This window comes from Nocardia pseudovaccinii NBRC 100343 (genome assembly GCF_001613225.1).
Taxonomy (GTDB): domain Bacteria; phylum Actinomycetota; class Actinomycetes; order Mycobacteriales; family Mycobacteriaceae; genus Nocardia; species Nocardia pseudovaccinii.
On record NZ_BDBY01000120.1, the window covers coordinates 17914 to 30139 of the forward strand.

The following is a 12226-nucleotide window of genomic DNA, read 5'->3' on the forward strand; positions in this document are numbered from 1 at the left end:
CGAGTCTAGTGTCATGCTTCGAACTGTGATAGTTCTAGTTCAAATCATTTGAATTGTAACTATCTGGGAGTGGATGAATGCGCCCTGCTGTCTTTGCGCTCGTGCTGGTGGTCTTCAGCCTGACCACCGGTGAATTCGTAATCGCCGGAATCCTGCCCGAGGTGGCGGCCGGGCTCGCGGTGTCGGTGCCAGCGGCTGGTCTGCTGGTGAGCGCCTATGCGCTCGGCATGATCGTCGGCGGGCCGGTGGTGACCGTGGCGACGGCGCGGCTGCCGCGCAAACCGCTCGTGGTCGGTTTGGTCGCGGTGTCCGTCGTCGCGAATCTGGGTTCGGCTCTCGCACCGAACTATTCGACCGTGCTGCTGGCCAGATTCGCCGCGGGGCTCGTGGTGGCAACGTTTTTCGCCGTCGCCATCGCAACGGTCGTCTCGACGGCCGAACCCGGCCGCGAGGCATCGGCGGTTGCGCAGGTGGCGCTCGGCATGAATCTGGGCATTGTCGGCGGCACTCCGGTCGGCACGGTCGTCGGCCAAACTTTCGGCTGGCGTGCGACATTCGTGTCGGTCGCGGTGGGCGCGGCCGTCGCGCTGCTGCTCCTGCTGCGTTTCCTGCCGACGATGCCCGCGCCGTCGAGCGCATCGGTGCGGCGGGAGCTGCGCGTATTCGTCGATCGCCGTGTGCAATTGGCGATCGCGCTCACCGCGCTCGGCAATGTCGGTGTGGTGACGGTCTTTACGTACTTCACCCCGCTGCTCATCGAGCTGAGCGGCTTCGCGGCAGGTGTGGTGCCCGCGCTGCTGCTGGTGTACGGCGTGGGCGCGGTGCTCGGCAACTATCTCGGTGGACGGCTGGCCGATAGGGCGCTGATGCCATCGCTGGCGGGTCTGCTCGCGGCCCTAGCGGGCACGCTTGCGCTGCTCTGGGGTGTCGCGGAAATTCAATTGATCACGGTGGCACTGGTTTTCGTGCTGGGTGTGCTGGCCTTCGCGATCATTCCCGGTATGCAGACCCGGGTCGTGACCGCGGCGGGCGCGGCACCCACACTGGCGGTCGCGGTCAATGCCTCCGGATTCCAACTCGCCGCCGCATGCGCGGGCCGCATCGGTGGCTGGGCCATCGATGACGGACCGGGATTGTGTTCGATCTATCCGACAGCCGCTGTCCTCACGGTATCGGGATCGGCGATGGCGCTGTACATGCTGCGGCGCGATCACCGGCCCGTGTTGGAATCCAGCTGACCGGTATGTCGTTGAATCCGGTTGCTGCACAATCTGTCTCGAGTCGAGCCGCTATTATCTGGCTAGGCGCTTACCAGCGTCGCCGATATCAGAAGAGGGGTACGACTGTGAGCATGATTCTCGCCGCGGCACATGACACGTATGGAGCAGTCCTGGCCCAACTCGGCAACCCGACACCTGAGGCGCCGCCCCTCGCGGACAAGATCCTGCAGATGGTGCGCTATTTCACCTGGTTCATCCTGCTGGCGGGCATTACCGCCATCACCTACGCGGGCGGTCGGTTCGCCTGGGAGAAGTGGTCCGGCGGCGGCCTGCAATCGCCGAAGATGGTGGCGGGAGCCATGATCGGTGGTGTCGTCGCGACCAGCGCGGGCACCATCATGAATGCCGTGATCGGCACCTAAGCACGCCATTTGATGGAGCAACCCATGCTCGGCCGATGTGGCTCGGGCACGGGGGCTCCGGTACGTACCGCCTCGACCGCGGCGCGTAATTCGTTGCCGGTCACCGGTTTACCGTTGCCCGGGGTGGATTCGTCGAATGCGCCGCGGTAGGCGAGTTCGAGGCGTGCGTCGTAGAGGAAGAAGTCCGGCGTGCACGCGGCCCGGAAGGCTCGACCCACCTGCTGTGTTTCGTCGATCAGGTACGGGAATTTCCAACCGGCCCGATCGGCTTGGACCCGCAGGTGCTCCGGTGCGTCATCCGGGTAGGCGTCGGCGTCGTTGGTGCAGATAGCCACCGTCGGGATGGTCAGCGTGCCGAGCACCTCGCCGAGCTTCGACTCGAGGTGCCGCACATACGGGCAGTGGTTGCAGGCGAAGATGACCAGTAGCCCGGGCCCGTCCGCATAGTCGGCGCGGGCGTGCAGCTGACCGTCGAGGTCGGGCAGGCTGAAGTCCGGCGCGGGCGTTCCGATCGGGACCATCAGGGATTGAACCGACATGGTGTGCCTCCTCCGAGTCGATATCGAGCCTAGTGCGCTTTACCGCGCCAGATGCGCGGGATCGGTATTGGTCCCGCACCGGACGACCCAGACCCGCTCACCGGGCACGGGCCGATACGCTTGCCCTTCTCGTCACGGGCTGGGGAACGACCGGTGCAGCAGGTCGAGCAGATCGGTGAGGTGGCGGTCGTAGGCCACCTGATCGAAGACCGGGGTGTCGTGCATGGTGAAACCGTGGCGGGTATTCGGGTAAACCACCGAGGCATAGCGGACGTCCGCGGCGTCGAGTGCCTTTTCCAAACGGGTGATCTGCTCCGGGGGTATCGAATCATCTTGGCTCGCATGGGCGATCAACAATTCGGCGGTAATGCCCGCGGCGGTGTGATGCGGACTGTCGGGTTGTTCGTCGACCGCCAGGCGGCCGCCGTGGAAGCTGGCGGCTGCCGCGATGCGATTCCCGAATGCGCCCGCGGCGCGCAAGGCGAGTCGGCCGCCCATGCAGTATCCGGTCACCGCCACCGGACCCGGTGCCACGAACTCGGCCGCCGCCAGCCAATCGAGATAGGTTCGGGTGTCCTGCAATGCCTTTTCGGGAGTGAGCGCCGCGCGCGCCGGGCCCAGTGCGACAAAGAATTTCGCATGCCCGTCCGGATCGGCGGAATCGGGCATCGGGAGTACCGGAGCGGGCCCGGTTCGGTAGAAAATATTGGGCGCCAGCACGGTGTAGCCGTCGGCCGCGATGGCCTGCATCATTTCGCGTAGCCAGGGCCGCAGGCCGTAGGCGTCCATATTGAACAGCACGCCGGGATGGGCGGCGCCGTCATCGGGTCTGGCCAGGTAGGCGTCAGCATTGCCGTCGGCTGTGCGGACATCGAGGGTGCTGAATGCGACGGGCATCGTCATGGCATATGACGCTATCGGAGATTTTCGATATCCGCCGATTCCTCTTATTTGCGAACAAATTGTCGATTTTCGCGCCATGTAGTCTGCGTCCATCTGGAAGTTGTAGTCATGCTCTGTCGAAGAGAGGTTGACCTGTGAAACTGATCTGGATGACGGCGACGGCGGCACTTGCCGTTGCCGTGGCGGGATGCACCGATGACAAGTCGACGACGGCCGCGTCGAGTTCGTCCGCACCATCGGAAACGAGTTCGGTGGCTGCGACGCCGATCGAAAACGAGGAGCCGGGCGACGGCGTGCGAATTCCGCTGGGGGAGACCAAGAAAGTACCGATTCCCGCGGATGCCGTAATGGATATCAAGGTGCCCGTCGACTGGGGCGCGGCGAGCGGAAGCCTACGCTGCACGGTGGCCGACAGCACCGGCCGCAACGAAGACCTCCGTTCCACCAATACGAAAAAACAGGAAACAATCGGCGGAAAAGAGTGGATGACGCTGTGGACCTTTTCCTCACCCGCCGGTGCCGAGGTCACCGTCGGATGTAAGGATCCGGATTCGAAAATCGCCGCGGGCGACGATCACCTGATCCGGGTCGTCCCGCGCGGCATCACCCCGCACTGAACCGCTGTGACGCGGGCACGCGGCCGCCGGAATTCATCGGCGACCGATCACCAAACCCACTAGGCGCAAGGCGAGTTCGGCATCGCCCGTGACGTGCACTCGGTCGACCGCATCCGCCGGATCGAGTTGGCGTGTGCCGAGACGACCCAGTGTGTGCAGGTCGGTCGTGACGGTGGCGTCGGCATTGCCGAGTTCGCCGGGGGTCACCGTGGCTCGTCCGTCGCCGATGACGATCGCCGCGGCGGAACCGTCGATGTGGAATTGGATCGTCGCACGCATATCAGCGGGCGGGTCGATCAGTGTCGCGAGGAAGACGAGCGTCCATTCGGCGCGGTAGCTCTCCTCGGGACGTCGCGGTTCGTCGAAATGGTGCCGCATGCCCCACATGGCAAGGGGGACAAGCGCCGCCGCGAGTTCCTGACCGGCCGGGGTGAGTTCGTACACCTGCGACGCCGCTGGTGGCGGCAGAGTGGTCCGGCTGATCAGGCCGTCGTCGTCGAGCTGTTTGATGCGCGCGGCGAGCAGGCTGGTGCCGATGCCGTCGAGTGCGTCGGCGAGGTCGGTGTAGCGCTTCGGGCCCGCCATGAGTTCGCGGATGATCAGCAGCGTCCAGCGTTCGCCGACGAGATCGAGGCTGCGGGACAGTCCGCAGTACTGGTTGTAGGTGCGCCGCGCCATCGCCATCCTCCTAGTTCGAATTCATCTACTTCGGGTGCACCGCTCATCCTGTTGCGCGGCTGGCCACAGCACTGGTGGGAGTGGCGGCACGTGATCGCACCGCTCGCTCAGCGGTATCGGGTGATCTGTCCGGATATCCGCGGCCTCGGGTGGTCCGAAGGATCCGATGACGGCTACAGCTTCGAGCGACTGGCACGCGATCTCGTCCAATTGCTGGATCGGTTGGAGGTGGATCGGGCGCGGGTGGTCGGCCGTGATTGGGGCCTGGTCGTCGGCTATCGAGCTTGCCTGAACTGGCCGGAGTGGTTCGACCAGTTCGTCGCGCTGGCCGGTGTGCATCCGTGGACCATCGATGGGGTGCGGCCCGCGGTATTCACCAAGCCTTGGCACAGCTACGCGCTTGCCGCGCTCGGGCGTTCGTCCGCACTGCAAACCGCGCTGACAAAGCGGAGTCTGCGCGCATGGCGGCACCAGGGGCGCTTCAGCGATGCGGAGGCCGCGGTCTACCTGTCCCGGATGCGCACACCGAGCGCGCATGCGGCGACCATCGACTTCAATCGCAATGTGTTGTTGCACGAGGTACCGCATTTCGCACGGCACTACCGCATGATGCGCCTGCGGGTGCCGACCCTGCACCTCAACGGTGCCTGCGATCCGCTCGCCGAGGGCGTCCCGGACAGCTATCGCGACTACGCCGACGACATGCGGCTGGAACGGATCCCCGACTGCGGTCACTTCGTGCCCGAGGAGCGGCCGCAGTGGCTGGCCGAGCGGCTGCTGACCTTCCTCGACGGAGGCACGAAGCGGTGCGGGTAGCCTCGGATTCGTGGCAGAGGTAGTGCCGGTATACCGGGAGCGGCCGTCGCGGCTCCCAGGCGCCGTGGTGTGGACGAATACCAATGTCACCGGGGCCGCGGCCGTACCGGTGTTGCCGGACGGATGTATGGATCTGCTGTGGAGCAATGGCAGGTTGCTGGTGGCCGGGCCGGATACCCGGGCGTATATGGCCGATGGTGTGACTGGCACTCGATGGGTCGGGATTCGATTCGCACCGGGCAGCGCGCCCGCACTGCTCGGGGTGCCCGCGCACGAATTGCGCGATAAGCGGGTGGAGTTGGCGGATCTGTGGCCCGCGGCGGCGGCTCGGCGACTCGCGGAAAAGGTCGGGGCGGCCGCGGATCAGACCGCCGCATTGGAGGCGCTCGCGATGCGGCGGGCCTACGACACCGAACCACCCGACCCGGTACTGCGGCGGATCGTCGACGCGCTGGACGCCGGGTGGTCGGTCGCGGCGACGGCCGAGGCCGCGGGGCTCGGTGCGCGGATGTTGCATCGACGCTCGCTCGTGGCCTTCGGCTACGGGCCGAAGACATTGGCGCGCATCCTGCGGCTGCAGCGGGCACTCGCGGTGGCCCGCAGCGGAGTACCGCTCGCGGACACCGCATTTCGTACCGGATTCGCCGATCAGGCCCATCTCGCGCGCGATGTGCGCGAGCTGGCGGGTATGCCGTTGAGCGAATTGCTCACCCGCTCCTAGCGTCGGCTCAATCCGACAGCGGGGCGTACAGATCGACGCTATTGCCGTCCGGGTCCAGGATCGTCGCGTAGCGCTGGCCCCAGAAGGCGTCCCATGGCTTCAGTTCGCCGCGGTATCCGGCATCGATGAGTTCGCTGTAGACCGCGTCGACCTCGGCGGGATCCGCACACTGGAAGGCCAGGCCGAGTCGCCCCGCGGACCTCGGCGGCTGCCAGCCGGAGTGGAACGACTTGATCACGGCCTCGGTATCCAGCGTCAGGCGCATACCGCCGGGCAGCGGTGCCTCCATATGCCCGTCGTCCGCCGCCGGGAACTCGAGACCCAGGCGTCGGTAGAAGGCGAGCGAGGCGGCCATATCGCTGACGACAATGCCGATGACATTGAGTTGTGGAGTCATATCCGCAGCGTATGCGGCACTTCGGCAGGCGTCTTGAACAAATCGGACTCAGCAGGCGGTGGCCGGGATCAGTTCCGCGATCAGGTTTTCCACCAGGATGCGGATCCGGTCGCGGATCGAGCGAACGATGGCGATGTCCTCGCCGGTCGCATCGGGCAGCATCCAGTCGCGGTAGCTGATACCGGGGAAGAACGGGCACACATCACCGCAGCCCATGGTGACGACCACGTCGGACATGGCCACCGCGTCCACGGTCAGCAGCCTCGGCGCATGCGTCGAGATATCGATACCGAGTTCGGCCATGACCGCCACGGCGGCCGGATTGATGACGTCGGCGGGCGCGCTCCCGGCGGAGTGCACATCGATGCGGTCGCCCGCGAGCGCATCGAGGAATCCGGCGGCCATTTGCGACCGGCCCGCATTGTGGACACAGACGAACAGCACGCTGGGCTTGTGAGCCATGTGCGGGAGTACCTTTCAGGCTGGTGCGTGGTTCTGGGCGCAATGTCGGAATTGTCGGACGGTTGCACCGGGTCTGCGTCGGAGGGTGCGTGATACGTATACCAGCACGGGCTGAATGTGTTTCGCGACGAGGGGGTGACTTTGTCCGCCAAGGCATCTCGAGACCGGTCGCTCGAGAGTTGTTGCCGCACGCGGGATATCGACCGATAAGAAACCGGTCGGTCAGGAAATCGGCGTTTCGCCTGGATACGACACGGCCCGCGGTGCCGGATCGGCAACCGCGGGCCGTGGCCGCGCGCGAGGCGTCACATGGGACGCAGATCGATGACCTTGCGCAGACGCGCGCGATCGCGCTCGAGCCGCCGCGCCTCGTAAGCGATCGGGAAGTAGCGCACCCGCTCCGGCAGCAGCGGCACCGTGCGGGCGATGAACCAGCCCAACGCCTTCAGCTTGCGCTCATCGGACTCCGACCACATCAGGCCGAGCTTGCGCCGGGCCGCCTCCGGGGTGGTGCCGACGGTGACGAAATACTGCAGCCGACCGACCGGTGCGACCACGCGCTTCCAGGCGGGGCGCAATGCGCGCGGCAGTTGCCTCGGCGGCGCGATCGACTGGATCACCCGCAGGTAGTCGTGCGCGGTTCCGGTCTCCTGCAGGTGGTTCTCCACAATATCGGTGAAGAATTTCTCGAATTCGGCGTAGTTCGCCGGAATCTCCTTGGGTGCCACCATGAAATTGCGCATTAGCTGCACCGTTTCCTGGTAGTACGCGTCCTTCTCTGCCGGAGTCAGCGGGCGGCGGGCGAAGTATTCGGCGTTCTCGGTGAAGGCGAAGGTGCCGGTGTGCAGCACCCAGGCCCACGGAGCGGAGGTCAGCGCCTTGTGCCGGACACCATCTGGCGTGGTGGTGTTGAGCGAGACGTGCATCTTGCGCAGGCGATCCGCTTCGGCGATCGCCTCGTCGCCGCCGTAGATCCACATCATCACCGAACCGATGCTGCGCACCGCGCGTCCGAGCGGATCGGTGCGGAAGGTGGAGTGTTCGTCGACTACGGCGGCGATGGTCGGTTCCATGGTCTGCAGCAGAAATGCCGAGCCGGCGGTGAGGGAGAAGGTGATCAGGCCGGTTTCGTCCCACATTCGAGTACCCGGTGCGAACGGGCGGCGCTCCGGTGCGGTCCGTGAATCGGCATCGAATGCGGCGGCGGTCATTGCGATCTCCTTTGATCAACCATCCAAGAGCTTGAGAGACTTAGTGTAACAATCTCTCATGAACTTGGCTTGTCGACCGCACGCCCTGGGCACTGATAACGCAGCCCCCTAGGCTGAATCGATGTGACGAGCGACTGGCGCAAACGGGACGGGCGGATCGGTGTGCTCACCGGCGCGGGCATCTCCACCGATTCCGGCATTCCCGACTTCCGCGGCCCCCGCGGCGTATGGACGAAAGACCCCATCGCCGAACTGTTGTCGACCTACGACGTCTACCTCGCCGATCCGGAACTGCGCAAACGCTCCTGGCTGGCTCGCCGCGACAATCCGGCCTGGCAGGCCCAACCCAATGCCGCGCACGCCGCACTGGCCGACCTGGAGCGCGCCGGACGCACCATTACGATCATCACCCAGAACATCGACCGGCTGCACCAGCGCGCCGGATCCTCACCCGGCCGGGTGATCGAAATCCACGGCAATATGTTCGAAGTCGTCTGTGTCGGTTGCGAATACCAGACGAGCATGGCGGCCACGCTGGCACGGGTGGCGGCAGGCGAGGCGGATCCGCCGTGTCCGGCCTGCGGCGGCATCCTGAAATCCGCGACCATCATGTTCGGTCAGCAGATGGATCGCCGCACCATGACCAAGGCCGCGCTGACCGCCGAGGCCAGCGATATCTTCCTGGCCATCGGATCCTCGCTGCAGGTGGAGCCCGCCGCATCGATGTGCGCGATCGCCGTCGACAGCGGCGCGGATCTGGTCATCGTCAATGCCGAACCGACGCCCTACGACGGCATCGCCACCGAGGTCATCCGCGAACCCATCGGCACGGCCTTACCGCGCCTGGTCGCCGAGATACTCGCAAGCTGAATCATGCGACTCGGCCACCACGGCGCGAGTCTTACGAGCGAACACGCCGCGCCGCAGGCGCGGCAAATCAGACACAGCCGAGTACCCGCTCGACGTATGCGTTGGCGAAGCGGCCCTTGGGATCGAAGCGGCGGCGCACTTCGGCGAAGTGATCCCAGTCCGGGTAACGCGCCTGCAGTGTTTCGGCGGTCTGGAAGTGGCGCTTGCCCCAGTGCGGGCGGCCGTCGTACTTGTCGAAAACCGCTTCGCAGGCACGGAAATACGGTTCGAAGTCCATCCCGCGGTACTGGTGCACGGCGATGTAGCAAGTGTCGCGGCCACCGGCGGGGGACAGGAACGCGTCATCGGGGGCGACCCAGCGCACCTCGATCGGCATCGGCGTATCGAACCGCGTCGCGAGGTCCTTGATCTCGCGGATGGCGGCGGCGGAATGTTCGCGCGGAATAGCGTATTCCATCTCGGTGAAGCGAATCAGCCGGGGCGAGGCGAAGACTCGATAGGAGCGGTCGACCTGGCGGCGGTAACTGCCCGCATACGCCGCGCCGCGATGGATCCACGGCACCAGCCGCGGCTGGCGCTTACCGAGTCGGCACAGCGCGTCGAATGCGTAGTTGGACATCAGGATGTCGGCGAACCAGTCGGCGGCCCGGCCGCGCGGCTGTTCCGGCAGGTCGACAGGGTTATTGCGCTTGGTCATCGCCAGCGGGCTGTGGCCGAACATGTAGAACTCGAAATGCTGGTTGCCGTCGACGTAGGCGTCCAGATCCGCGAGGACCTCCTCGACCGGCACCGGCCGCTCGATTCCCTCCAGCACGAACGACGGCACCAACTGCAGGGTGACCGCACTGATCACGCCGAGCGCCCCGACGCTGACCCGCGCCGCGCGCCAGCCGTCCGGATCGGAATCCTCGTTCAACTCGACTCGGCTGCCGTCGGCGAGCACCAGTTCGATGGATTGCAGAGCGGCCGAGAGGTTTTGCAGCGTCGCACCGGTGCCGTGGGTGGCGGTGGCGGTCGCGCCCGCGATGGTCTGCACATCGATATCGCCGAGATTGGGGAAGGCCAGGCCGAGCGGATGCAGTGCATTGCTCGCGGCATTGAGGGTGATGCCCGCCTCGACTCGGACGCGGCCGGTCGCCCGGTCCACGTTGCGGATGCGGTTCAGTTTCGCCAGGTCGAGCAGGATGCCGTCGGTGAGTACGGCATCGGTGAACGAATGACCCGCACCGGCGACGCGTACTGTCTGTCCGGTGGTGGCGGCGCGGCCGATGATCTCGGCCAATTCCTCGGTATTTCGCGGGGCGACGACGGCGGCTGGCGTGCACTGCTGATCCCCGGCCCAGTTCCCCCACGAGTTGGTCATACGTCCAACTGTAAGGGCTGGCTCAGATGAGCGCTAGATATGTCCGGTTTTTGCGCTAGCGCTTGCGGCCAGCGCAGGCGAACGACTTGGCCTGTTCGACTTCCTCGTCCGTCAAGGGGGGCGCCGGTAGTGGTCGGCGCGGCGCGTCATCGCTGCGTACGCCGTTGAGGGCGATGGCCATATAACGCTGCCAGGTGTTCGGATTCACCGGCTTGGAGAACTCGGCGAGCGCGTCGACCATGTGGATCAGCGCGAAGAAGTCCGAGGGCTCGATATCGGGCTGAAGTGCGCCGGCCTCGCGCGCGCGACCGATGACCGCGGCGATGGTCGGCTTGATCCGGTCGCGCAACTGGGCGAAGCGCTCCAGATCCTCCTCGAGTTCGAGCATCACCTCGCTGAAGCCGCGATTGGTTGCCAGATGGGTGCAGGCGTACTCGAAGAACTGGACCAGTCCCAGCCAGGGGTCGGGATGCTTGGCCGCGGTCTCGGCGGCGACCGCGAATTCGCCGACGTTCTGTTCGAAGACCTCGGCGATCAATTCCTTCTTGTTGGCGAAGCGCCGGTAGACGGTGCCGACGCCGACTCCGGCGCGTTCGGCCACGTCGTCGAGGGTGATCTCCAGACCATGATCGGCGAAGAGCTGGCGGGCCGCCTCGACGATGCGCTGCTGATTGCGGGCAGCGTCGGCGCGGAGGCGCCGAGGTGGAGGCACGGTAGTGGCGGGATTCACAGGCACATCCTAGCAATAAGCGGGATTAAGTGGAGGAGATGTCTCCGTTATTGTGTTAGCTTATCTCGGTAAGCGGAGGAACCTCCTCCGGATCAAGCTTCGAGCAAAGGGGACACATGACTACCACGTTGGACCGTGGGGCACCCGCCCCCGAGAAAACCGACTCGGGCCGCCGCGGCTCGCACGCCCTGCGCTGGTGGGTGCTCGCCGTACTCGGCGTGGCTCAGCTCATGGTTGTGCTCGACGCGACCGTCGTGAATATCGCGCTGCCCGCAGCGCAACAGGACCTCGGTTTCAGCGATGGCGATCGGCAGTGGGTCGTCACCGGTTACGCCCTGGCCTTCGGCAGCCTGTTGCTGCTCGGTGGCCGACTCAGTGACCTGTTCGGCCGACGTAACACCTTCATTATCGGCCTGATCGGATTCGCCGTCGCCTCCGCGGTCGGCGGCGCGGCCACCAGCTTCGAAATGCTGGTCGCGGCCCGCGTCGGACAGGGCGTCTTCGGTGCGTTGCTCGCGCCCGCCGCGCTGTCGCTGCTCACGGTGACCTTCACCGAACCGGGTGAACGCGCCAAGGCATTCGGCATCTTCGGTGCCGTCGCCGGTGCGGGTGGCGCCATCGGTCTGCTGCTCGGCGGCATGCTCACCGAATGGGCTTCGTGGCGCTGGGTGATGTTCGTGAACCTCGGCTTCGCGGCGGTCGCGCTGGTCGGTGCGGTGCTGCTGCTGGCCAAGCATGTGGTCGCCGAGCGGCCCAAGCTCGACATCCCGGGCACCGTCGTGGTGACCGCCGCACTGTTCGGCATCGTCTACGGGTTCTCACACGCCGAGTCGACCAGCTGGGGCAACCCGGTCACCCTCGGTTTCCTGATCGGTGGCGCGGCCCTGCTCGCGGTGTTCGTGTGGATCGAGACCCGGGTCGCGAATCCGCTGCTGCCGCTGCGCATCGTGCTGGACCGCACTCGCGGCGGTTCGTTCCTGACGGTGTTCGTCATGGGTATCGGAATGTTCGCGATCTTCCTGTTCCTGACCTACTACATGCAGCTGAGCATGGGGTACTCGCCGATCAAGACCGGTCTGGCGTTCCTGCCGATGGTGGCGGGCATGGTCGTCTCCTCGACCACGGTGCCCTCGCTGCTGCTGCCGAAGGTCGGTCCGAAAATGGTGGTCGCCGGTGGCTTCCTGGTCGCCGCGGTCGGCATGGCATGGCTGACCCAGATCAGCTTGGACAGCAGCTATGTCGCGAATATCCTGCCCGCCCTGATCCTGATGGGGCTC

The 12226-nt window shown here is 65.7% G+C and carries 15 protein-coding genes; 7 read left to right on the top strand and 8 right to left on the bottom strand.

All coding sequences use genetic code 11. The features are described from left to right. The first annotated feature begins 77 nt into the window (after positions 1 to 77). Together NP3_RS14200 and NP3_RS14205 are read left to right on the top strand one after the other, a co-directional pair. Positions 78 to 1238, top strand: coding sequence for an MFS transporter (locus NP3_RS14200; protein WP_063041460.1), 1161 nt, complete (start codon positions 78 to 80; stop codon positions 1236 to 1238). Positions 1239 to 1351: 113 nt separating this feature from the next. Continuing rightward, entirely contained in the window at positions 1352 to 1642 is a 291-nt protein-coding gene (locus tag NP3_RS14205) for a hypothetical protein (RefSeq protein WP_174415132.1), read from the top strand. Here NP3_RS14205 and NP3_RS14210 read toward each other — a convergent pair. Then, positions 1639 to 2181, bottom strand: coding sequence for a thioredoxin family protein (locus tag NP3_RS14210; RefSeq protein ID WP_063041461.1), 543 nt, complete (start codon positions 2179 to 2181; stop codon positions 1639 to 1641). The two genes, NP3_RS14205 and NP3_RS14210, sit on opposite strands and share 4 nt — an antisense overlap. Before the next feature lie 132 nt (positions 2182 to 2313). Beyond that, a complete protein-coding gene (locus NP3_RS14215; protein ID WP_063041463.1) occupies positions 2314 to 3084 on the bottom strand; it encodes a dienelactone hydrolase family protein in 771 nt (256 codons plus the stop codon). A gap of 134 nt (positions 3085 to 3218) precedes the next feature. Here NP3_RS14215 and NP3_RS14220 point away from each other — a divergent pair, with 134 nt between their 5' ends. Continuing rightward, a complete protein-coding gene (locus NP3_RS14220; RefSeq protein ID WP_063041465.1) occupies positions 3219 to 3701 on the top strand; it encodes a hypothetical protein in 483 nt (160 codons plus the stop codon). 33 nt (positions 3702 to 3734) lie between these two features. On the opposite strand, the gene NP3_RS49125 is transcribed toward NP3_RS14220, so the two are convergent. Then, positions 3735 to 4379 (bottom strand): winged helix-turn-helix transcriptional regulator, encoded by a 645-nt coding sequence (locus NP3_RS49125; protein ID WP_063041485.1) that lies wholly within the window; start codon positions 4377 to 4379, stop codon positions 3735 to 3737. 51 nt (positions 4380 to 4430) lie between these two features. Between NP3_RS49125 and NP3_RS49130 the strand changes: the two genes are divergently transcribed. Both NP3_RS49130 and NP3_RS14235 read left to right on the top strand, forming a co-directional pair. After that, positions 4431 to 5195, top strand: a complete 765-nt coding sequence (locus NP3_RS49130; protein WP_063041467.1) for an alpha/beta fold hydrolase — start codon at positions 4431 to 4433, stop codon at positions 5193 to 5195. 10 nt (positions 5196 to 5205) lie between these two features. After that, positions 5206 to 5916 carry a helix-turn-helix transcriptional regulator gene (locus NP3_RS14235; protein WP_245720934.1) on the top strand — a complete coding sequence of 237 codons (711 nt, stop codon included), beginning with the start codon at positions 5206 to 5208 and terminating at the stop codon, positions 5914 to 5916. Positions 5917 to 5923: 7 nt separating this feature from the next. On the opposite strand, the gene NP3_RS14240 is transcribed toward NP3_RS14235, so the two are convergent. The 3 genes from NP3_RS14240 to NP3_RS14250 form a co-directional block, all read right to left on the bottom strand. After that, positions 5924 to 6313: a VOC family protein gene (locus NP3_RS14240; protein ID WP_063041471.1), complete on the bottom strand. Its 390-nt coding sequence runs from the start codon at positions 6311 to 6313 to the stop codon at positions 5924 to 5926. A gap of 48 nt (positions 6314 to 6361) precedes the next feature. After that, complete coding sequence (locus NP3_RS14245; RefSeq protein WP_063041473.1) at positions 6362 to 6775, bottom strand: arsenate reductase ArsC; 414 nt, start codon at positions 6773 to 6775, stop codon at positions 6362 to 6364. A gap of 305 nt (positions 6776 to 7080) precedes the next feature. Beyond that, positions 7081 to 7986: an oxygenase MpaB family protein gene (locus NP3_RS14250; RefSeq protein ID WP_063041475.1), complete on the bottom strand. Its 906-nt coding sequence runs from the start codon at positions 7984 to 7986 to the stop codon at positions 7081 to 7083. A 123-nt stretch (positions 7987 to 8109) separates the two neighbouring features. Between NP3_RS14250 and NP3_RS14255 the strand changes: the two genes are divergently transcribed. Further along, complete coding sequence (locus tag NP3_RS14255; RefSeq protein ID WP_084508580.1) at positions 8110 to 8856, top strand: SIR2 family NAD-dependent protein deacylase; 747 nt, start codon at positions 8110 to 8112, stop codon at positions 8854 to 8856. A 67-nt stretch (positions 8857 to 8923) separates the two neighbouring features. Here NP3_RS14255 and NP3_RS14260 read toward each other — a convergent pair whose 3' ends face one another. Together NP3_RS14260 and NP3_RS14265 are read right to left on the bottom strand one after the other, a co-directional pair. Then, positions 8924 to 10219 (bottom strand): D-arabinono-1,4-lactone oxidase, encoded by a 1296-nt coding sequence (locus NP3_RS14260; RefSeq protein WP_063041477.1) that lies wholly within the window; start codon positions 10217 to 10219, stop codon positions 8924 to 8926. A gap of 55 nt (positions 10220 to 10274) precedes the next feature. Beyond that, positions 10275 to 10949 carry a TetR/AcrR family transcriptional regulator gene (locus tag NP3_RS14265; protein WP_063041479.1) on the bottom strand — a complete coding sequence of 225 codons (675 nt, stop codon included), beginning with the start codon at positions 10947 to 10949 and terminating at the stop codon, positions 10275 to 10277. 116 nt (positions 10950 to 11065) lie between these two features. Between NP3_RS14265 and NP3_RS14270 the strand changes: the two genes are divergently transcribed. Further along, on the top strand, positions 11066 to 12226 hold a 1161-nt coding region (locus NP3_RS14270), incomplete at its 3' end, for an MFS transporter (RefSeq protein ID WP_084508581.1).